The following is a 22764-nucleotide window of genomic DNA, read 5'->3' as shown; positions in this document are numbered from 1 at the left end:
TTGTGAATTTCATTTAATTCCACAATTTATATTACCGCTATTCTATATAGTATATCAATTTTAAATGATATTATTTAAATAGCCAGCTGTAGGATAAAAAAACATTATTAATAATATTTTTTTTCGAAAAAATAGCTATTTTTGTGAAAAATTTTACACACACAAATGAAAAAGCAAATTATTTTAATCGTATTCCTATTAATTGGAAGCACCCATCCAGCACAAGTTGGTATTAATACAAGCAATCCACGTACAATTTTACATGTAGACGGAGCTAAAGACAATGCAGAAACAGGCGTGCCAACTGCTGCTCAACAGCTCAATGATGCAGTCGTAACTTCAGCCGGAAATCTTGGTATAGGAACAATAACTCCGACAGAAAAATTAGATATCAGTTCAGGAAACGTACGTCTCCGAGACATCAATTCAAATGTCGGAATTGGAGGCACTGACAAGGTGGTTGTTGCAGATGCCACCGGAGTATTAAAAACTATTGACTTTACGGCTTATTCATTATTCCATGCACGTTTAGCTGCTGAACAAAGTATTTCAACTGCAGGTTCGATTGTCACCCTTTTGTTTGCTTCACCATTAGCCACCTCCCCATTTTATTCCTATAACACTTCTTCAGGTGTTTTAACATTCAATCAGCCTGGAAACTATCTGATTACCCTGCAATCGAGTTTTGGTAATATTTCTTCCGGATCTCAGTTACTTCTGGGAATAAGACCTGTACCAGACGGTAACTATTTAGGAAGGGGCAGCCATTATGCAGGAGCCACACCTCCTGTATTAACAGCATCTTCAAGAATTGGTGAGCTGATGAGCTATACCACCTTACTGGTAATCCCTACAGCAGGTTATCAGATTCGCTTTACTGCCACCGCGGATGATCCTTGTATTATTTTATCAACGGAAACCGGCACAACAGGAAATGGAAATGTGACCAATGTAACGATACAAAAAATATAAAAATTAAAAACGGAGGGCAATAAATGTCCTCCATTTTTTTAAAATTTTCTTTCGATAACGTAATCCAACATGCTGTGTAAAGATCTTCGAACTTCAGAATCAGGAAATTCGTTTAGAATATCTTTTGCTTTTTGTTGAAAGTCTTTCATTTTTGTAATTGCATAATCTAAACCTCCGGAACTTTTTACAAAAGCAATCAATTCTTTTACACGCTTTTGGTCATTGTTATAACGCTTTATCGTGTTGAAATAATATTTTCTATTGGTTTCGTTCGCAATTTTCAAAGTATGGATTAAAGGCAAAGTCATTTTCTGCTCTTTAATATCGATTCCGACAGGTTTTCCGATAAAGTTTGAACTTAAATAGTCAAATAAGTCGTCTTTAATTTGAAAAGCCATTCCTGTATATGTCCCAAACTGCATCATTTTTTTTGCTAATGTTTCATCGGCATTGTTTGACAAAGCACCAATTTCACAACAGGCAGCAATTAAAGTTGCTGTTTTCTGACGGATAATTTCGTAATAAACATCTTCGGTAATATCGAGTTTTCTGGCTTTTTCCAATTGGAGAAGTTCCCCTTCAGACATTTCTCTGATGGTTCTTGAAATCACGGAAAGTAAATCGTAGTCTTTATGGTCTGTAGAAAGTAAAACAGCTTTTGACAACAGGAAATCTCCAACTAAAACAGCGATTTTATTTTTCCATAAAGCATTAATAGAGAAAAAATTACGTCTTTTAAAGCTCTCATCAACCACATCATCATGTACAAGTGTTGCTGTGTGAATGAGCTCAATCATTGATGCACCACGATAAGTTTTTTCATTGACTTCACCAACTAATTTTGCACACAGAAATACAAACATCGGACGCATTTGTTTTCCTTTTGTGGTAACAATAAAACGGGTAACTTTATCGAGTAAAGCGACTTTACTTTGCATAGATTCGTAAAACTTTTGCTCGAAAAGTTTCATTTCCTCATTGATCGGTTGCTTGATTTCTTCTACAATATTAGTCACTATCTGAGAATGATGGATGAGTATTTATTAATTCTCACAAAGATAATTTTTTTCATCTGTTTATTTCTAATTTTTTTTAGAGGTCAGATGAAACAGTGCGTAATTGCATCCAGATACATCAAAAAGCTGCATCATAAGTGTTTCAGCAGAATTTAAAGTTTGAGTTTTTCTTTAGGAATGAAATATAAAAATGGGCTTGTTTTGTTAATTGGAGAATGAAATTTTTCTCCAGAAGTATAAATTCCTTTTTCGTCAACAGCAATTCCTTCGATTTGCCCCAGTGACAAAGCGCTTCCTAAATAAAGATGTTTTGATTTTTCTTTGAAAAATATTCCTGATTCAGTTTCGTTAAATACATCTAAAAAGACTTCTGTTTTCTTCGTATATCCTACAACGTAAAGCTTTTTTTCAAAGTAATAAGCATCACTGATCATAAAACCAGTTTTATACGATTCTATTTTTTGTGCTGCCTGATTTTCAAAATTTTCAGGATCTAATGTATAATGAGTGGTCGATTTCGAAGCCCATTCTTTGGTGAAAATGTGGATTTTTCCGTTTAAATAAACCATCGATTCTAGATCGAAATCAGTATTACTATTTTTTGGAGTGAAATCATTTTGTTCAGGATAGTAAAATGAAATAGTTTTCATTAAATCATTATCCAATTTACCATTCTGAAAAGGAATTTTATAGATTTTTAAATCTTTTCTTGTTCCTGTATTGTTACCAAAATCTCCAATGTAGAAATTCTCACCATCATTGGTTAAAGCTTCCCAATCTTTATTTTCAGCATTTGTTTTTAAAACTTTAAGAATTTTTCCTGAAATTTTATCAATCTCATATAATTCTGCAGGATTACCGCTGTCGTTGAAGGTGTATAGTTTTCTATCAAAATAATTCAGTCCAGAATTTTCCTGAATGGAATCGTTGAGAATTGCAATGCTATACTTTTTAAGCTTGAAAATTTCTGCATTTTGAGAAAAAGCAGTCTGGAATGCAAGAATAACAAATAATATAAAAGCCTTTTTCATACAGCAAAACTACGGATTTTGGTATGAATTGATTTGTTACAACAATTAATCATTTATATAACCTATCGCATTAATCCTACTGAAATAATACTTTGTATAGAAGATATACAATTTTCTGTTTCTTCGATTTTGTTTTAAGATAAAATAATCTTTTGACGATGTTATTTCACATCTATATCATTGTCAGAAAATGATGTTTTTGAGAAGAAATTTCTGACGCAAGTAAGTCCTTATTTTTTAAAAAGCTATTTTTTTCAAGTACAATTTTATTAGCAATAACATCTGATTTGATTTCTTCTATTATTAATTTGGATAGTTGATGTGTTGATATAAACATTGATAATATGGAAAATATAAAGAAAACTAAGCCTTTAAACGAACCTTTTTTATTGAATTTATTGTATACAAGATAAAAAAGAGAAATTACTAGAAAAAATATACTTGAGAAATAAATAATCGTAAAGAAAAGAATCATTATTCGGCATTTTTATTTGCCAATTGCCCGCAAGCAGCATCAATATCGCCACCACGGCTCTTTCTGATCATAACGGTAATTCCTGCGTTTTCAAGCTGACGAACATAATTTTCTTCCGCTTTTTTATTGCATTGGTCATATTTTCCGTCACCAATCGGATTGTATTGAATCAAATTAACTTTAGAAGGGATTTGTCTACAGAATTTAATTAAAGCTTTAATATCTTCATCGCCATCATTGATGCCTTTCCACACGCAATATTCAAAAGTGACTACAGAACCTGTTTTTTTATACCAGTATTGTAGAGATTCCATAATATCCGTTAATGGAAATTTATCTGAAAACGGCATAATTTCATTACGCTTAGACTCAATCGCTGAATGTAATGATAAAGCCAGTTTCACACGTAATTCATCATCTGCCAACATTTTAATCATCTTTGGAATCCCTGATGTTGAAACGGTAATTCTTCTTGGAGACATTCCCAAACCTTCCGGCTGGGTAATTTTTCTGATGGCTTCCACCACATTTTTGTAATTCATCATCGGCTCACCCATTCCCATAAAAACAATATTGGTAAGCGGCCTGTTGAAATACGTTCTGCTTTGACTGTCAATTAAAGCAACCTGATCTACAATTTCAGCAACTTCAAGATTTCTCATTCTTTTCAGCCTTGCAGTTGCGCAGAATTCGCAGTTTAATGAGCATCCAACCTGTGAAGAAACACAAGCCGTGGTTCTGGTTTCTGTCGGAATTAAAACAGATTCTACCATTAAACCATCGTGAAGTTTCACACCATTTTTAATGGTTCCGTCGGTGCTTTTTTGAAGCTGGTCTACAGAAACAGAATTAATGATATATTCTTCAGAAATTTTGTCTCTGAGCTGTTTTGAAAGATTCGTCATTTCCTCAATCGAATGCAGATTTTTGCTCCACAGCCAATCGTAAACCTGTTTCGCACGAAACGGTTTTTCCCCAAAGTCCCAAAATAGTCTTTAAGCTGATCGAGTGATAATGTACGGATGTCTTTCATGTAGTGAGTTGATAGTTTATTGTTGATAGTTGTCAGTAAATAATCCAAAAACTATCCACTAACAACCAACAACTTTAAACTTATTAAAGGATCAGCATTGCGTCACCGTAAGAATAGAATTTATACTTTTCTCTTACAGCTTCTTCATACGCCTGCATTAAAAAATCTTTTCCGGCAAACGCTGCAATCATCATCATGAGCGTAGATTTTGGTGTATGGAAATTGGTAATCATTGTGTTGGCAACCCCGAAATCGTGAGGTGGATAAATAAATTTATTTGTCCAGCCATTAAACGCTGAAATTTTTCTGTTTGAAGAAACTGAAGTTTCAATCGCTCTCATGGTAGTTGTTCCTACAGCACAAACTCTTCTGTTTTCCTGAACAGCTTTGTTAATGATTTCGGCATTTTTTTCATCGATGATGATTTCTTCAGACTCCATTTTGTGCTTAGAAAGATCTTCTACTTCGATCGGGTTAAAAGTTCCCAAACCAACGTGAAGCGTAACCTCAGCGAAATCAATTCCTTTGATTTCCAACCTCTTCATCAAATGTCTTGAGAAATGCAGACCCGCAGTTGGTGCTGCTACAGCTCCTTCTACTTTAGCATAAATCGTCTGATATCTTTCGGCATCTTCCGGCTCAACCTCTCTTTTAATATACTTTGGAAGAGGGGTTTCGCCCAATTCATTCAATTTTTTACGAAATTCTTCATAAGAACCGTCAAATAAAAATCTTAAAGTTCTACCTCTTGAAGTTGTATTATCAATAACTTCAGCAACCAAAGATTCGTCTTCGGTGAAGAATAATTTATTCCCAATTCTGATTTTTCTAGCCGGATCTACCAACACATCCCAAACTCTGGTTTCTTTATCAAGCTCTCTCAACAAGAAAACTTCAATTTTAGCTCCTGTTTTTTCTTTATTTCCGTAAAGACGTGCCGGGAAAACTTTAGTATTGTTGAAGATGAATAAATCTTTCTCATCAAAATAATCTACAACGTCTTTAAATGTTTTATGTTCTATTGTTTGAGTTTTTCTGTCAAGAACCATCAACCTAGACTCGTCTCTGTGTTCAGACGGGTGCTCAGCCAATAATTCTTCAGGGAGATCAAAATTAAAATCGGATGTCTTCATTTTTTAAATTACGGTTTAAAAATTACACGAAAATTACGGAAGTAATTTTCGGAATGCAAATATACGACATTCGACACCCCTTTGTCAAGTCTTTATTTCACAATCGGTACTGACAGGGATTTTAAAGCATGACATTTTTTTATTTAATGAAATTATTAGGATAAAAAACAGTATTTTAGTAAGATTAAATTTAAAACCAATGAGCAAATATTCTTTAGAAGAATTCGTAAAAGAAACCAAAGAAAATCCACTTGAAAGAGATTATTTTGAGCTGGAAAAACCTGCACTTTTAGAAATCAACCTCAACAATCAGGCAGTCTGGACGAAAACAGGAAGCATGGTGGGTTATGTAGGAAATGTCAATTTTGAAAGACAGGGAATGCTTTCCGGCGGACTCGGAAATTTATTGAAAAAAGCTCTCAGCGGAGAAGGGTCAAAGCTTATGAAAGCTGAAGGTACAGGCAAATTATATGTTGCCGACTCTGGGAAAAAGGTGAGAATTCTATATTTAAACAACGAAACCCTTTTCGTTAACGGAAATGATGTCTTAGCTCACGAACAAAGTGTAAAAAGTGATATCACTATGCTGAAAAGCATTGCCGGAATGATGTCTGGAGGATTATTTCAGGTTAAACTTTCCGGAACAGGTCATATTGCCATCACCACTCACGGTGAACCTTTGACTTTAATGGTTACTCCTGATGCACCCGTGTTTACAGATCCGAACGCAACGGTTGCATGGTCTGGAAATCTAAGTCCGGAACTGAAAACCAATGTTTCTTTTAAAAGTCTGATGGGAAGAGGAAGTGGAGAAGAATTTCAGATGAAGTTTTCCGGGAACGGATGGGTGTTAATACAGCCATATGAGGAGATTTACGTGGTTACGAAATAGATTAATTTATTATAAATCAAAAAGCAAGGAAAATTTTCCTTGCTTTTACTATTTAATTTAATCATCAAATTCAGACCAATAATCAAATTCTTTTAGAACAATCTTTTCAGGTACTATAATTGTTAAATCTGTTTTTTGAATTTTTTGAATATATTCCTCAAAAGTGTAGCCAGATGAATGATATTTTGTTTGTTGATTACTTATGATGTAATTGATTTTAGGATTTAGAAATGATTTTATTTTTTTATTAATTTCATCTTGTCTGCTGTAATCAGCACTAAAATTCACATAATTAAATTCAGATTTTTCTAAAATTACAATTCCTGATATTTTCTTCTTTTTTAATTTTGAATTTCTGAAAACTGTAAAGTTATATTTTAACGAATCTATTTTTTCTACTTTGATAACATTTTCTTTATCATAATCCTTATTATTTTGTTGTTTAGAATATTGATTAGAATGCTTGTAAACAAAGGTGATTTTCTCTTTCAATTTATTTACTTTAAATACATGTCTTATGTTATTTTTCTCATCATAAATTGATGCTATAATTTTATCATTTTGAGTTCTGAGAAATAAACTCTCCTGATTAACAGAGTTATAAAATGATTCGCTAATCCACTGTTGTTTATCGGGTTTAATACGTGTAGAATTTTTTCTTATAAAGTAATCAAAATGATACTCCTGAGAAAAAGTAATCATTGAAATAAAACAAAATAGCAGTAATAAATTTTTCTTCATTATAAATTATTTGTGAACCACAAATATATCTTTTTCCAATGAAATACTAAATTTTAAATACATTCTAAAACTTTTTTCCAATCTTCTAATTTTTTTTCAAAAGAAATTGTGTGAAGCGGACTTGTTGATGGCAACAAATAAATTGGAATTCTAAAATTTTTCCCTAAAATTTTCTGCAGATTTTTAAATGCTTTTCCACCGTTGCAGAATATTGCCTGAATATTTGGGTATTCTTCCAAAAGTTCTGGAATTAGATTGGCTTCTTCGTTTTTAATCTCAGAATCTAAACTTCCTTTTCTTTCGCAGGAATCGATGACATCCCAAAGTGCAATATGATTTTTTTTTAACACCTCAATTCGTTTAAGATAATCCTCTGTAAATTCTTCGTGGAATAATTCAAAAATAATTCTCCAAAACTTATTCTGCGGATGGCCGTAATATTGTTGTTTTTCCAAAGATTTTACTCCAGGAATTGATCCTAAAATTAATATTTTAGAATGGGTATCAATAATTGGCGAAAAAGAAGAGATGCGGTTTTGCATGATTCAAAGATATAAATTTTGGCTAAAGCCTTTTTCTTTGAAAACAAAAAGCGGGCTAAAGCCCGCTCCTACTATATTTTTTTGAAGATTAAAATACAGTTTAATTATTTATCTTAAAACCACCCGTCTAAATTTTCTTTGAAAATTTATCCACCCCTCCTTTGGAGGGGAATTTTTGCGCGGCTTTAATTACAAAGTCTCTTTCAGCCAATCGAAAAATTCTCTTTGCCAAACCAGTCCGTTTTGTGGATGAAGAACCCAGTGATTTTCATTCGGGAAATAAACGAATTTAGATTTCAAACCTTTCAATTTTGCAGCCTGGAAAGCTTCCTGCCCTTGCTCGTAACCTACTCTATAATCTATTCCACCTTGGAAAATCATGATGGGTTTATTCCATTTGTCAACAAAATTACTAGGGTTGAATTCTGTATAGGCTTTGGGTAGAGGTTTTTCCCAGGGAGAACCCAAATCCCAGTTGGCAAACCAAAGTTCTTCCGTAGTCAGATACCAAGATTTCATATCAAACAATCCGTCATGAGCGATAAAGGTTTTGAATCTGTTGTTGTGAATTCCTGCTAACATGAAAACGCTGTAACCACCGTAACTTGCTCCGACAGCCGCTACTCTACCGCCATCAACATAAGGTAAAGTTTTGGCGAAATCTGTAGCTGCCAAATAATCTCTTATAGGTTGTCCGCCCCAATCTTTTGAAATTTCCTCGTTCCATTTTGTTCCCCAACCAGGCATTCCACGGCGGTTTGGTGCCACTACGATGTACCCGTTGGCAGCCATTAAAGCAAAATTCCATCTTGTGCTGAAAAATTGAGTTAATGCAGATTGTGGACCCCCTTGGCAATAAACAAGAGTTGGATATTTTTTATTCGGATCAAAGTTGGGTGGATAATGAAACCACACTCCCATTTCTTTTCCGTCTGTGGTTTTTACCATTTTCAGTTCAGATTTTCCCTGAGCTAATTTAGAGTACATGTCTTTATTAGCTTCTGTAACCGGCATTAATTCACCATTTTTAAGATTTACAGAGAATATTTCTGATGCGTGATTGATATCAGTTTGTGAAACCAAAAGAGAACTTTTTTGGTCTGCAAAAATTTCATTAATATCAAAATCACCTTTTGTAATTTGCTGAACTTTTGAAGATTTTGTATCTAAAGAAAACAACTGTTTTGTTCCTCTGAAAGCTGCTGTGAAATAAATTGCTTTTGAATCTCCACTCCAGAAAACATCACCGGAAACACTTTCGTCCCAAGCTTTTGTAAGATTTGAAGTTTTCCCGGATTTCCAATCCATCAATTTGATGTCGTTTTTATCAGCCTCGAAACCATCTCTTTCCATACTTTGCCAAAGCAAAGATTTTCCGTCCGGACTGAATTTTGGGTTAACATCGTATCCTTTATTGGTTTCAGTTAAATTTTTAACCGACCCTGAAACTACATCATAGGCAAAAATATCTGTGTTGGTACTTGTTGCATATGCTGCGCCGCTTTTAGGTTTTGTAACATATAAAAGCTGAGAAGAATCTGGACTCCAGATGAAATCTTCAGCTCCACCGAAAGGTCGTTGCGGAGAATCCCAAGTTTTACCTTCCAAAAGATCTTTTGCAGCATCTACACTATCCGAAGTATTGACTACAAAAACATGGTTATATTTTCCATCGTTGAAATAATCCCAATGTCTGTGATTCAAATCTGTGTAAACCTGAGCTGTAGTTTTCGGAGTATCCGCATATTTATCTTTGGCCATTAGTTTTTCTACCAACACCTGCTTGCTGAAAGCAATTTTTTTACCGTCAGGAGAAATCACAATGTTATCAACTTCGCCAATGGTGTAAAATTCTGTCCAGATTTTACCGCTGTCTTTTGAAACAAAAATTTTATCGCCTTCCTGAGCATACAATCCGTTTTTATCCCACTGAATCAATGCTTTTTTGCCTAAATCAATTTTTGAAGATTGCTTATTGATAACATTCAGGAAATAATTATCGTTTTTTGTTTTTTCAGTTTTTAAATCAACTTGTCCAACTTTATAAATTAACGAAGACTGGTCGGGAGAAACTGCCTGTACTCCTACTTTTTTTAAAGTCCAAAGAATTTCAGGCGTCATCAATTGTTGTGCATTCATTATAAACGGAGCTGCCAAAGCGAGCAGACTGTATTTTAGTTTCATATTTTTTTTATTTTAAATATATAAATTGAATAAATTCATTTCATATATTTATATTAATCCAAGGTTGCCAAAGTTAATATTTTAAATAAAATTGAACTAAAAAAATAACAGTTTAGTTTTGAGTTGAAACTATAAATTCTATCAATATTTTTTTTGCAGACACCACAAATAAAAAATCGCCAGCTTAAAACTGGCGATTGTAATATATTATTTGTTTTATATTTAATCTCCGTCTGAGATCATCGAATTAGCCAATGAAGTGATTACTGAGAGCAAAATACTGAATAAAAATGCCCACCAAAAACCGTCAACCACCATACTGTCGATAAAATAATCAGCAATGAGAATAATCAGGGCATTGATTACTAAAGCAAAGAAGCCCAAAGTAATTATGGTTAAAGGAAGACCGAAAAGACTTAAAACTGGTTTAACGATTAAATTTAAAAGTCCTAAAACGATAGCGAAAATGATCGCTGTGGAAAATCCGTCAAAATGTACTCCCGGTAAAAGTTTGGTAAGTAAAAATGCTACAATCGCAGTGATCAGCAAACGAAATATTAAGTTCATAGTATTTGATTTTTATGTTGCTAAAGAAACAAAACTTATTCCAATGCAAAAGAAATAGTAATGAATAAAAATTTATTTAATTTTCATCATCGTAACAAGAGACGTTGCTACATGACTTTCCGAAGAAGAATCTTCTTTCACGGTATATATTTCTGTTCTGATAACACTGATTTTACTACCGCCTTTAATAACATAAGCTTTTGAAACCAAAGCATCACCGATTGCCGGACGAAGGTAATTCACCTTTAGCTCAACGGTAACAACATAACAATCTTCCTCATAATGACTCACAGCAGCATAACCTGATGAAACATCGACAAGTGAAGCGATCATGGCTCCGTTGAACATTCCTGCGGTTCGGGTCATCATTTCCATTTTTGGAATTTTGATGGATACAAAATCGGTTTCAACTTCCAAAAGTTCGGCGTTGTAGAATTTTAAAGTTTCTGAACGGTTGAAACTGTCGGTCATGAGTTTTCTTTTTTCTGGAGTCATTTTGGGTTGGAAAGTTTTAATTATTATTTTTAGATTAAATCTTTAAAAAATTTTGATGTAAAGTTCTTTAAATTAATTTAAAAATTTCTGCAAAAATTCTTTTCCCTTACCTTTGCAAAATGGAATTAGAATCTATTTATAAAAAACTGCAGATTCAGGATATGAATCAGATGCAGAAATCTACATACAAAACTACGGAAAACAATACAGATGTTGTTTTGCTTTCGCCTACAGGATCAGGAAAAACGCTTGCTTTTCTTTTTCCCGTTCTAAGAAATTTGAAAAAAGAATCTACGGGAATTCAGGCTTTAATCTTGGTTCCGGCGAGAGAATTAGCTTTGCAGATCGAGCAGGTTTTCAAATCGATGGGAACAGATTTTAAGGTAACAGTTTGCTACGGCGGTCACGATAAAAAGATTGAATTGAACAATCTCAAGGAAGCTCCTGCTGTATTGATCGGAACTCCGGGAAGAATCGCCTATCACATGAGAAATAAAAATCTCGATGTAAAAACGATTAAAAATCTTGTGCTGGATGAATTTGATAAGGCTTTAGAATTAGGTTTTCATGATGATATGGAATATATTATCGAAAATATGTACAACCTTTTTCAGAGAATCCTGACTTCAGCAACTTCTATGGATGAAATTCCGAAATTTACTGGTCTGAAAGATGAAAAAACAGTCGATTTCTTAAAGCTGGGAGAAAATAAACCTGATATTCAGCTAAGAAAAGTAATGACGATTTCTGAAGAAAAACTCGACACATTATTTCACTTAATTTGTAAAATCGGAAACAAAAGAACGTTGATTTTCTGTAATCACAGAGAAACCGTTGACCGTATTGCAGATTTGCTTCTGGATAAAGGAATTGCCAGAGAAACATTCCACGGTGGTATGGAGCAGGACGAAAGAGAACGCGCTCTTCTGAAATTCAGAAATGATACGGCGAGAGTATTAATTACGACTGATTTGGCTGCGCGTGGTTTAGACATCCCAGAGGTGGAATCTATAGTTCATTATCAACTACCAAGCACTGAAGACGCTTTTATTCACAGAAATGGTCGTACAGCAAGAATGAATGCCAAAGGCTTTGCGTATTTGGTGATGACCGCTGATGAAAAGTTTCCGTTCATCAAAAAAGATACTCCTGAAGAATCTGTAAAAGAATTCTCTAAAGTTCCCGCCAATTCACCATTTCAGACCGTTTACATCAGTGCCGGAAAAAAAGATAAAGTAAATAAAGTGGATATCGTAGGATATTTAATAAAAAAAGGTGAATTAGAAAAAGAAGATTTAGGTCTGATTGAAGTTAAAGATACCACTTCTTACGTTGCAGTTTCAAGAAGCAAAGTAAAAGATCTGCTTAAAAAACTAAGCACTGAAAAATTAAAAGGGAAGAAAGTAAAAATGGAGATTGCTTATTAAATCTCAAGAATTAATTGAGCTTTACTTTTCAGTGAGTGAAGCTTAATTATCTTCAAACTCATTATTTTTCAGCAATTCTGCCAAGACTTTTTTAGCACGCATTACACGAACTTTCGTGTTGGCGACGGAGATTCCAAGCTCTTCCGCAATTTCTTTAATACTTTTTTCCTCGAAAAATCTTAGCTTAATAATATCCTGATAATTAACATCTAAGGACTCGATTGTTTTGATGATTTTCTTTTGTTCTTCATCAGAGATCATCAGTTCTTCAGGAGATTTGGCGTAATGATTTTTTACTTCATCCAGATTTTCGGTTGGATCTTGCGTTTCTCTGGACTTTCTTCTCCAGAAATCAATCATTGTATTTTGCGCAATCGTCAGAACCCAGGTTTTAAACTGAAAATGAGGATCATACATATCCAATTTCGACAAAACTTTTGAAAAAACATTGACCGTTATTTCATCTGCATCGTTTTCATCCCGAACTTTTTTCATCACAAAAGAAAAAACATCCACCCAAAAAACATTGATGAGTTTGGTCTGTGCTTTTTGATCTTTCTCTTTTGCTTTTTGAATCAGTGAAAATAATTGTTCGTCTTTCATTACTAACAAATTTATTAAAATTAAAGATTAAAGAATTAAAAAATTAAAAAATTAAAAGAAATTGAATTTTAGAGATTTAAACTTAGTTGCAGAACAGTCTGTTTATTTCACCTTTTACTTATCTTTGCACATTAAATTTTAAACAAAAAATAATGAATTCTTTTATTGAAGAACTGAAATGGCGAGGTCTTTTTTCTGACATGATGCCCGGAACCGACGAACAACTGAATAAGGAGATGACAACTGCCTATATCGGGTTCGATCCTACTGCAGATTCTTTGCATATCGGAAGTCTTATTCAGATAAAAATTTTGGCTCACTTTCAGCAACATGGTCATAAGCCAATTGCTTTGGTGGGAGGTGCAACGGGAATGATTGGTGATCCTTCGGGAAAGTCTGCCGAGAGAAATCTTCTTGATGAAGAAACACTTTTACATTATGTAGATTGCCTGAAAAACCAGCTTTCAAGATTTTTAAATTTTGAAGGACAGGAAACCAACAAAGCAGAATTGGTGAACAATTACGACTGGATGAAGAAAATTTCGTTCCTTGATTTTGCTAAAAATGTTGGAAAAAATATCACAGTCAACTACATGATGGCGAAAGATTCTGTGAAGAAAAGACTTTCCGGAGAAGCTGGTGTTGACGGAATGAGCTTTACAGAGTTTACTTACCAATTAATTCAGGGATATGATTTTTTACATTTGTACCAAAATAATGGCGTAAAACTTCAGATGGGAGGTTCTGACCAGTGGGGAAATATCACTACAGGAACAGAATTGATTCGTAGAAAAGCACAGGGAGAAGCATTTGCGCTGACGGTTCCTTTGATTACAAAAGCTGACGGATCCAAGTTTGGAAAATCTGAAAGTGGAGAAAATTACTGGCTTGATAAAAAGAAAACTTCACCTTATAAATTTTATCAATTTTGGCTGAATGCTACAGATTCTGATGCCGAAAGATTTATCAAATTCTATACGTTCTTAGAAAAAGAAGAAATTGATTCGTTGATTGAAGAGCATCAAACCGCTCCACATGAAAGAAAACTTCAAAAGAAACTGGCTGAAGAAGTTACCGTTTGGGTGCATGGAAGAGAAGAATATGAAAGAGCTTTAAAGGCATCTGAAATTCTTTTCGGCAAATCTACAGCAGAAGATTTGGTAAGTCTTGATGAGGAAATATTTTTAGAAATTTTCGAAGGTGTTCCACAAAAAGAAATTGCAAAAAGCGATGTCTTAGGAATCAATATCATTGATTTGCTTTCTGAAAAATCAGGATTTCTAAAGTCTAAAAGTGAAGCAACGAGAGAGTTGAAAGGAAATGCAATCTCAGTAAACAAAGAAAAAATAAATGAAATTTATACTGCCAACGAAAATGATTTGATTGACGGGAAATTCTTACTGCTTCAAAAAGGAAAGAAGAATTATTTTATTGTGAAAGCAATTTAATATTTATATATAACAACAAAAAAACCGCTGATTTAGCGGTTTTTTTTATGATATTTTTTAATTAATTAAAGCTCTAAGAAGCTGTAATCAATAGATGCATCTTGGGTTCCTGCTCCTGTAGCGGTATCAGATTTTGCAACCTCACCGTCAATGTAAAGCGTAACGATCAATTTTGAATCAGGATTTGGAAGTAAAGCATTTGCGTCCAAATTAAGCTGAGACTGGCTTGTATTTACAAAAAACTCATCACTCGCCCAAGATACACCCGGCGTATTGAATAAAGTATTTTGACTTACTCCGACCTGAGTAACAATAGTTTTAAATTCAGGCAATGCTGTTCCTGTACCTTTTACTAATTTTGCTTCAAACTGCACAAGACGTTCCTGAAACTCATCTTCTTCGTCGTCTTTACAAGAGTTCATAACAGATACAACTGAAAATAATGCGACTACTAAGAACGAAAGTCTGTGTAAACTTTTTGATTTGTAAATTTGCTTCATGTCTCCAAATAGATTTTTAATGTTTCAAATATAGGATTTTTATCAATATAAAAATAACTTTCATGAAAATTTTCTAATAAAGATTTGCAATTGATAGTAAATCAACAAAACACCTGTAAGTGATTTGGCTAATTAATTTTCATTTCTACCCTACTCTTTTTTTAAATTTAAATAAAATCATTATTAATTATCTTTGCTGTTCAAAATTGTTTTCATTAATGCGAAAATCAATTATCGCAATTCCATTTATTAATAAAAAATAGATTCTACGTATATGAATTTAGATTACATTGTAAGAGAACCGGAAAATATAACTCCACAAACGCCTGTTTTATTCATGCTTCATGGGTATGGAAGTAATGAGCAGGATCTCTTCAGCTTCAGAGAAAGCCTTCCCGCAGACTGGATATTAGTGAGCTTCAGAGCTCCAAAAGAAACTCAGTTTGAAGGATATTCCTGGTTTGACATTGATTTTAACAATCCGGAACAATTCATAGATATTGATCAGGCAAAAGAAATTTTAGAAAGTATTGTGCAAAATATCATGGCAATCACCAACAAATATGGTCTCACCGATAACAAAACACATCTCTGCGGATTCAGCCAGGGCGGAATTTTGTGCTACAGCCTGGCTTTAAAATATCCTGAGCTTTTCACTTATGTTGCCTGTTTGAGCAGTTATCCTGAAGAAAAATTGCTTACGGATATTGTAAAAGATAAAAAGAAATTAGAAAAACTTCGTTTCTTCGTATCTCATGGAACTGATGATGCGATTATCCCAATGGAATGGGGAAGAAAAGCAGCGGATCTTCTGTATGATTTGAGCTGTTATTTTACATTCAGAGAATACATGAGCGGTCATGGAGTCAATCAAAAAAACTATATCGATCTAATGGATTTTTTTTCAAAATAAAAGTATTTTCATTAATCAATTGTAAGACATTCTCAAACATTTGAGAATGTTTTTTGTTTACGTAAGAATTATTTTACTACTTTCATTAAATGAAACCGATGGTAATTATATTCATACTTTTTATAAGCATTTTTGCGAATGCCCAAAATAGTTTTGAGATAAAAGATGCTAAAAAAGTAGTGATTCCGTTTAAATTCATTAATAACTTGATTTTTATTCCGATCAACGTAAACGGTGCAGAACTTACCTTTTTATTAGATACAGGCGTTGCAGAAACTACTATTTTCAGTCTGGAAAATAAAGAAATGAGACTTTCTCCACTAGAAAAGATGAACTTTTCGGGACTCGGCGGGAGCAAATCAATTGAAGGGTTTAAATCTGATCACAATATCGGTAAAATCGGAGAACATTTTATCAATACTTCTTTTACCCTTTTCATGATCCTGGATCAGGATTTTAACATCTCATCGCATGTAGGAATTCCTGTGAATGGCATTATAGGTTATCATTTTTTTAAAAATCATCCCGTCTTAATAGATTACAGCTTAAAAAAAATTACTGTTTACAATAACGATGACTTATTCAGAAAAAGAATTAAAAAATTTGATGAATTACCCATTTCAATTGAAAAAAACAAGCCTTACATTTTCGCTGATGTAGAAATGACCAATGAAAGAAAAAGTTCAAAGCTTTTGATTGATTTAGGCAACAGTGATGCGATCTGGCTCTTCCCTGCTCTGATAAAAAACTTTGTGTACAATCGCCCGAATATTGATGACTATTTGGGAAGAGGATTTAACGGTGATATTTATGGAAAGAGAAGCAGAATTCATCATTTTTATTTAGGCAAATTTCAATTTGTAAAACCTCTGACAGCAATGCCCGATGAGTTTTCTATACAGCACGTGAATCTGGTGAGTGAAAGAAAGGGTTCTGTGGGAGGTGACATTCTCAGAAGATTTACTGCCGTTTTTGATTATCCAAACGGGAAATTATATTTAAAGAAAAACAAATATTATAATGATTCTTTTCATTTTAACATGAGTGGTCTTGATTTTCAACAGGATGGAATGCAGTGGGAAAAAGATCTGGTAACGCTAGAAAGTAAATTTAAAGACAAATCAACTAGAGGGGTGGAATTGATTAACAGTAGCTTACAATATAAATTTGCACTAAAACCTTTATTTTCTATTGCTGGCGTGAGAAAAGATTCTCCATCTGATAAAGCGGGATTTAAAAAAGGTGATCAGCTTATTTTTATCAACGGAAGAAAAACAGCGGATATGACCTTGCAGAAAATCATGGAAATGATGAAATCTGATGAAGGCAAAATAATAAATATGGTTATTCTGAGAAAAAATCAAGAACTTCGCCTGAGTTTTACGTTAGAAGATCCAATACCTTATCAATAAATTATATGCAAACCGAGGAAACCACTTTAGATAAAATAAGAAACCGGCCAAGATTCAAGATGTACACGCATTTGAGTAAAGAAAAGTATGCAGAAAATCTGAAGAAATACCTTGCAGAGCATAAAGGTGAATTTACCGGAAACATCAACAAAGAAATGGCGACAATATGTGTAGACACAGAATACGACCAATATTGGCAGCCCAGATTATCATTACGAACAGAAATTGAAGATGACCAAACCGTTATAAGAGGAGTTTTTGGACCGAGTTCTGCAGTCTGGACCTTTTTCATGTTTCTCTACTTTCTTTTTTCCATTCTCTGGATGACTTTTTTCACGATGTATTATGTAGAAAAACAAATCAAAAGCTTTGAATATCCTTGGGCATTAAACGCATCTTTTGTCATGTTATTCTTCATCGCGATAACTTACACAGCCGCAAGAATCGGACAGATCAAAGCAAAAGATGAGATGAAAAAACTCAGAAAATTTGCGGAAGAATCTACTCTGCAGTTTGAAAAGAAAATTTAATTGGAAACTTCCGATTCTTCTACAGGAGCGGCAACCTCAAGAGCCTTCGCCGCCTTTATAGAATCAGCTACTTTTTCTCTATTGGTTTGTTCGCTCACCATTTTTTCTATGTGAGGTTTAATTAAATTAGTCATTTCTTCAACAGAAATATTATTAGCATTCGGATCATTTAACAATTTTCTCCATGGTTTTCTTTTTCCCCACGGATAATCTCCGAAAACAATAACAGGTGTACCCTTTGCTTTAGTGGTTGCTCCACCAGGATTCAGTATCCAGGTGTCGGCATAGCTATATAGCCATATTGCATCTTTCATGAGTAATCTTAAACATGAATGTGATGCAGGATAACCGGGCAAATCATATTGATGCCATCCGATGCCATGAGTATTATGAATATTGAAGTTATAAGGTAATTTCCACTCGCTTTTAACTGTGGAAATTGCCAGTTTCTTTTTCCAGTTGGCAAACATTAATCCTCTTGTTGTCTGTGCCGTTTTTTTACCCATACTTGTAGGTCCCCATTTTACTAAAGTTCCGTTGGAATAAACTGCATATGCCTGGATCGGATATGAAAATACCACAAATTTTTTCACTTCACTTAATACGTCAAGCTGCATTGGAAATGGTGAATAGGCCATCAAAGTAGTATCGATCTTTGCAGGAACGACTAGAGTATCAGAATTCCATTTGCTTTTAGAATCTAACCTATTAAGTGCTAAAATAGCATATCGCTCTCTCTCCGTATATTTTTTACTGAAAACTGAATATAAAGAATCTCTTAGTTTTTTGTCTTTGGGAATGGCAAATGCATTATAAAAACCATTTTCCTGAATTGCAGGAGGTACAGATTCTTTGACTTCTGCTTGCGTAGCCACTGAATCTGAATTTTTGCCATCTGAATAATTTCCTGAATTTGAATTTTGCTGTTGATCGACTATTTTTTCATTGTCTTTTTTACAGAGAAGTGAATGATATTGCCAATAAAAAAAAGTAAAAGAATGATTTTTTAAAAAAAAAATTTTTCATAAATATAAAATGGTCATTGATTTTGATTTCTATTAAGCAAATATCACACCTAAAGACTTTAAAAAAATAATTTGCATCAATAATTTATAAAAAATTTGAATTACACCTAATAATGTATACTGAAATTAAGCTGAACACCTGAGAAAATAGTAAGAAAAACAGATAAAAAGCAGAATTATTCTTGAAAAATACTTTTATTTAAAAAAAAGCGTGAAATAGTTAAACAATTAAATAATAAACAGTTATAATTAAAAATAAAGCAAAATTTATAAATTATTACATATGAATTGTAATTTATTTGCATATATTAAAGTGAATTAATTTGATGATCTATCTTTTGATATTAAACATCATATAGAAGTTTCAAATTATACTATTGCTAAAAAACTGCTTATTTTCTGCCTTCACAGCTATTGCGATATTATTATTTGTTCGCTTTATATGAGAAAACACTACAGAGATTGAGCTTATTACTATTGGTAGTTATTATTTCTTTTTGACTAAAATCTGTGCCTTATGAATTTAGCCCTGCGCAGAAAAAAGATAATACAATCTCCACTCTGATCTGGATTAACATAAATAAAAACCGAAAGCAAAAAATTTAGAATAAAAAAACGCTAGAGATACGACTAATAAAGACTTTTGTGTACGAATTTATAAATCACGACCACATAAGTTTGCATCATTTTCAAAACAGATCTATCTTTGACATAGAAATTAAGAGCAAGATCTTTACGATTCATAGATTAAATATCCAAAGCAAATAATTGACTCCATATACACCAAATCACATTCATATTAACAAGAGGTAAAACAGTAAAATGTTTTACCTTTTTTTGTACTAAAAATTAGTTAGTATTCTAATATGGAATAAACGAAAAATCTTATTTAAAATGTATTGAGATGAAAATATTTTGGATTTGGATATTTGAAGTCAAAATCTAATGTTTTTATTAATTTTTTTGAAGAAATAATTCTTCCCTGAGGATCCTGAGCTTCTGAATGAACCAGATTTTTTTGGCAGTTAATGACCTCAGATTTAGAAGGGTGTTCTGGAGCAACAATGTTATAAAGTTGTGCACTTACATCGCACTGAATCATCTTTTCAATGGCACGAGCAATATCAACATAGTGAATATGATTTACCGGAGCATCAAGCTGTTTAACATTATATTTTATCAGCAGTCTGTCATCACCCATTAATCCCGCTAATCTGAGAATATTTGTCTGTGGAAATCTGCTTAGTATCAACCGTTCGCCTTCAATATCCTCTGATGATAGATCGTCTTCAAAAAACTGTTTATCTACAATAGGATAAAAACCGGTTGAGCTCATGAAAAACATTTGACCCGTGAAGCCTTTGAGAAATGAAGATAATTGCTCAGCTTTTTTATTTAATAGATCTGCACTTTCTGTTTTCTGAGAAAACGGAACGGTAATAATGATAATATCCAAATTGCAAAGTATTTCCCACGGCAAAACTTTACCGGAGTTAATTTCACCCCCAAAGTTGATGAGCGTGGACTTGTAGTTTAGCGCTTCTAAATGATTAAGCTTTTCAGGATTTCTGACCGTTAAGTAAATATTATACCGATCTGAAAATATGTCTGCAAGTCTTTTTCCGAGCCAGCCGCAGCCAATTATACCAATATTTCTCATAATAAAATTAATAAAATAAAAAATGTAACACGATTAAATCAACTTTAAAATTTTTGATGAATACTTAAAATAAAAATTTCAATAAAAATACTCAATTCATTCGTACTACGTATTAACAACAAAAAAGTCATGCTTACGCACGACTCTTTGTATTATTTATGTTGAAAAAATTATTTTGCTTCAAAATAAACTCTTCTGTTTGCTCTGTTTTTCCATTCAGGGCATTTTGTTGCAGGATCACATTCAGGATACTTCAAATCTTTTTTACCTCTTCCTAAGGCATTTAATTTTGTAGATTCTACTCCGTTTTTAATCAAATAATCCTTTACACTGTTTGCTCTTTTTTCAGATAAATTCTGATTGTAGTTTTCAGAACCTCTTGTATCTGTAGTTCCGATCACCGTGTAAGCACCGTTTGATGAATTAATGTAATTTACAGCATTATTAAGAATAGGTGTGTTTGAAGGTAAAATTCTGTCAGAATTTAAATCAAATTCAATACCGTCTAATTTTGTTTCTGCTTCTGTTACCGTACCTGTACTTGTGTTTGTATTCGTTAACGGGCAACCGTTGTTTTCTACCGACAGGAACTGTTACACATTTGTCATTAAGATCGATTACTCCATCCATATCAACATCTAAAGCAACACCAGCACCATCTACTCTTGCTCCTGCAGGAGTATCTAATTGTCTGTCCCAATCATCACATACACCATCATTGTCAGCATCACCATTTTTACAAACATCTATATCCTGATTTTTTTCAGCCAATACATCAAGTTTGTAATAGATTTCCTGTAACGGATCATGCCACATCAAGTGAGATTCATGTTTCCCTAATTTGATAGACAAACCTAAAGTTGCATTAAAGAAATTATCAGAAACCTGATCTTCTCTTCTGTTAATAGCACTGTATTGCTCACCACCACCATCAAACTGATCGTCTGTAGTTACAACATACATTACTCTACCTTCTAAGTCTAATCTGTTGTTAATTTTATATTTTAAACCTGCACCCGCTTGTCCGAAGAAAGATTGTGATTTGAAAGGCTTAATTTCTGTCATTAATCTTTGTCCGTTCTCGTCTTTCAGATAAGCTTTGTAACTTAAAGTACCAATACCCGCATAACCATGCAATGCCCATCTGTACGGAGATTTGTTATCTACACGTCTCATTAAATTAGATAAATTAATATCTCCTAACAATGAGATCGCATCATACTGTGTTCTAGCACCTTGCTGTCCTAATGCAGATGCATTAGCAGGAGCATTATCTTTAGTATTAAACCATCCTTGTCTAGTCTCACCTCTGTCATACTGAAGATTAATTCCAAAAGCATGTGTGATGGCTTTGTCTATACTTACATAAGCAGAATATCCGATAAGATTTTTTCCGTTTCCGTTTTTGATTGATGTTAAATCCGCAGACTGTACCAATGGTACACCCGCTCCGAAAGAGATAGACCAATCATTAAATCTTTTAGACTGCTGCGTAAATGGACTAACGTTGGCAGAACCAGACGTGTAAGTGTTTGGATACTCTCCATTAGATACTACCGTTAAGCTGTCTTGTGCCGACATTGTTGCCGAAACCCCTAATGCTAATGAAAGAATTGCTAAATTTAGTTTCATAATATATTATATTTGTTAAAAATTCAATTTAAGGCGTGTTTTTTACTTAATATGTGTTTTGAGCAATTAATTACACTAAAACTGTCTATCAGAACACATCTATAGTATGTTCAATCTGACTTGCAACTACTGTACCAAAAAGCATTCCATTGCAAAATATGATATGAATAAATCACATAATCAATATCAATTTATTATTTTTAAAATTTTAAAGAATCTTAATATCCTGCATTTCAGTTAATAGACAGCTTACGGAGTCATACATATTATATCTAAAAATTTTAAAAATAATTTGAGTGTATTAAAAAAAATGAACATTAAATCTGAATTAATAAATAATTACTACTAAAAAATAGTGAAATATAGGATGTAATAAATTTAAAATAAATCATTAAAGACTATGTACGATATGAAAACAGTGAATAGAAGCTTAAGCTAATCACACAAGCAGCCAATAAGAAAAAACCAGAAGACAATCTTCTTGTATATATATGAAAGTGTTCAAGTAAATTGATTGGAAAAACTTTACTTAT

Annotated in this window: 19 protein-coding genes and 2 pseudogenes; 7 read left to right on the top strand and 14 right to left on the bottom strand. The window is 33.2% G+C overall.

Translation table 11 applies throughout. The annotated features are described in order from the left end of the window. Window positions 1–165 precede the first annotated feature (165 nt). On the top strand, window positions 166–972 hold the full coding sequence (locus ACZZZA_RS10450; protein WP_463431525.1) for a hypothetical protein: 807 nt from the start codon (window positions 166–168) through the stop codon (window positions 970–972). A 38-nt stretch (window positions 973–1010) separates the two neighbouring features. Here the strand turns inward: ACZZZA_RS10450 and ACZZZA_RS10445 are convergent, their stop codons facing one another. The 4 genes and pseudogenes from ACZZZA_RS10445 to queA all read right to left on the bottom strand — a co-directional run bounded on the left by ACZZZA_RS10445 (window position 1011) and on the right by queA (window position 5660). Continuing rightward, entirely contained in the window at window positions 1011–1988 is a 978-nt protein-coding gene (locus tag ACZZZA_RS10445; RefSeq protein ID WP_463431523.1) for a polyprenyl synthetase family protein, read from the bottom strand. A 152-nt stretch (window positions 1989–2140) separates the two neighbouring features. Then, complete coding sequence (locus ACZZZA_RS10440) at window positions 2141–3019, bottom strand: hypothetical protein (protein WP_463431521.1); 879 nt, start codon at window positions 3017–3019, stop codon at window positions 2141–2143. A 474-nt stretch (window positions 3020–3493) separates the two neighbouring features. After that, window positions 3494–4527: pseudogene (gene rlmN / locus ACZZZA_RS10435) on the bottom strand (dual-specificity RNA methyltransferase RlmN). Between the two features lie 83 nt (window positions 4528–4610). Next, on the bottom strand, window positions 4611–5660 hold the full coding sequence (gene queA / locus ACZZZA_RS10430) for a tRNA preQ1(34) S-adenosylmethionine ribosyltransferase-isomerase QueA (protein ID WP_463431519.1): 1050 nt from the start codon (window positions 5658–5660) through the stop codon (window positions 4611–4613). A 199-nt stretch (window positions 5661–5859) separates the two neighbouring features. On the opposite strand from queA, the gene ACZZZA_RS10425 reads away from it, so the two are divergent. Next, the gene (locus tag ACZZZA_RS10425) at window positions 5860–6552 is read left to right on the top strand and encodes an AIM24 family protein (RefSeq protein ID WP_463431517.1); all 693 of its coding nucleotides are present in this window, start codon (window positions 5860–5862) and stop codon (window positions 6550–6552) included. A gap of 57 nt (window positions 6553–6609) precedes the next feature. Here the strand turns inward: ACZZZA_RS10425 and ACZZZA_RS10420 are convergent, their stop codons facing one another. The 5 genes from ACZZZA_RS10420 to ACZZZA_RS10400 form a co-directional block, all read right to left on the bottom strand. Continuing rightward, window positions 6610–7293 carry a hypothetical protein gene (locus ACZZZA_RS10420; protein ID WP_463431515.1) on the bottom strand — a complete coding sequence of 228 codons (684 nt, stop codon included), beginning with the start codon at window positions 7291–7293 and terminating at the stop codon, window positions 6610–6612. A gap of 53 nt (window positions 7294–7346) precedes the next feature. Further along, complete coding sequence (locus ACZZZA_RS10415) at window positions 7347–7835, bottom strand: DNA-deoxyinosine glycosylase (RefSeq protein WP_463431513.1); 489 nt, start codon at window positions 7833–7835, stop codon at window positions 7347–7349. A 189-nt stretch (window positions 7836–8024) separates the two neighbouring features. After that, entirely contained in the window at window positions 8025–10019 is a 1995-nt protein-coding gene (locus tag ACZZZA_RS10410) for a S9 family peptidase (protein WP_463431511.1), read from the bottom strand. 222 nt (window positions 10020–10241) lie between these two features. Then, a complete protein-coding gene (locus ACZZZA_RS10405) occupies window positions 10242–10586 on the bottom strand; it encodes a phage holin family protein (RefSeq protein ID WP_463431509.1) in 345 nt (114 codons plus the stop codon). Between the two features lie 72 nt (window positions 10587–10658). Next, window positions 10659–11081, bottom strand: a complete 423-nt coding sequence (locus ACZZZA_RS10400; protein ID WP_463431507.1) for a PaaI family thioesterase — start codon at window positions 11079–11081, stop codon at window positions 10659–10661. A 119-nt stretch (window positions 11082–11200) separates the two neighbouring features. Here ACZZZA_RS10400 and ACZZZA_RS10395 point away from each other — a divergent pair, with 119 nt between their 5' ends. After that, window positions 11201–12508 carry a DEAD/DEAH box helicase gene (locus ACZZZA_RS10395; protein WP_463431505.1) on the top strand — a complete coding sequence of 436 codons (1308 nt, stop codon included), beginning with the start codon at window positions 11201–11203 and terminating at the stop codon, window positions 12506–12508. Window positions 12509–12550: 42 nt separating this feature from the next. Here the strand turns inward: ACZZZA_RS10395 and ACZZZA_RS10390 are convergent, their stop codons facing one another. Continuing rightward, window positions 12551–13111 (bottom strand): RNA polymerase sigma factor, encoded by a 561-nt coding sequence (locus tag ACZZZA_RS10390; protein ID WP_463431504.1) that lies wholly within the window; start codon window positions 13109–13111, stop codon window positions 12551–12553. Between the two features lie 152 nt (window positions 13112–13263). Here ACZZZA_RS10390 and tyrS point away from each other — a divergent pair, with 152 nt between their 5' ends. Continuing rightward, a complete protein-coding gene (gene tyrS, locus ACZZZA_RS10385; protein ID WP_463431503.1) occupies window positions 13264–14559 on the top strand; it encodes a tyrosine--tRNA ligase in 1296 nt (431 codons plus the stop codon). A 65-nt stretch (window positions 14560–14624) separates the two neighbouring features. Here tyrS and ACZZZA_RS10380 read toward each other — a convergent pair whose 3' ends face one another. Next, complete coding sequence (locus ACZZZA_RS10380) at window positions 14625–15059, bottom strand: hypothetical protein (RefSeq protein WP_463431501.1); 435 nt, start codon at window positions 15057–15059, stop codon at window positions 14625–14627. Between the two features lie 274 nt (window positions 15060–15333). Between ACZZZA_RS10380 and ACZZZA_RS10375 the strand changes: the two genes are divergently transcribed. From ACZZZA_RS10375 to ACZZZA_RS10365, 3 genes are all read left to right on the top strand, one after another. Beyond that, window positions 15334–15972, top strand: a complete 639-nt coding sequence (locus ACZZZA_RS10375) for an alpha/beta hydrolase (protein ID WP_463431499.1) — start codon at window positions 15334–15336, stop codon at window positions 15970–15972. A gap of 98 nt (window positions 15973–16070) precedes the next feature. After that, entirely contained in the window at window positions 16071–17384 is a 1314-nt protein-coding gene (locus tag ACZZZA_RS10370; RefSeq protein WP_463431497.1) for a PDZ domain-containing protein, read from the top strand. A gap of 5 nt (window positions 17385–17389) precedes the next feature. Continuing rightward, window positions 17390–17914 carry a hypothetical protein gene (locus tag ACZZZA_RS10365; RefSeq protein WP_463431495.1) on the top strand — a complete coding sequence of 175 codons (525 nt, stop codon included), beginning with the start codon at window positions 17390–17392 and terminating at the stop codon, window positions 17912–17914. Here ACZZZA_RS10365 and ACZZZA_RS10360 read toward each other — a convergent pair. The 3 genes and pseudogenes from ACZZZA_RS10360 to ACZZZA_RS10350 form a co-directional block, all read right to left on the bottom strand. Next, a complete protein-coding gene (locus ACZZZA_RS10360) occupies window positions 17911–18789 on the bottom strand; it encodes a L,D-transpeptidase (RefSeq protein ID WP_463431493.1) in 879 nt (292 codons plus the stop codon). The two genes, ACZZZA_RS10365 and ACZZZA_RS10360, sit on opposite strands and share 4 nt — an antisense overlap. A 1039-nt stretch (window positions 18790–19828) precedes the next feature. Continuing rightward, entirely contained in the window at window positions 19829–20599 is a 771-nt protein-coding gene (locus tag ACZZZA_RS10355; protein ID WP_463431491.1) for an NAD(P)-binding domain-containing protein, read from the bottom strand. A gap of 170 nt (window positions 20600–20769) precedes the next feature. Then, window positions 20770–22231: pseudogene (locus ACZZZA_RS10350) on the bottom strand (OmpA family protein). Window positions 22232–22764: the final 533 nt, after the last annotated feature.

The organism is Chryseobacterium sp. AC405b (assembly GCF_979258685.1).
The sequence above is the reverse complement of the archived record's forward strand: the minus strand, read 5'-3'. Positions and strand labels throughout refer to the sequence as shown.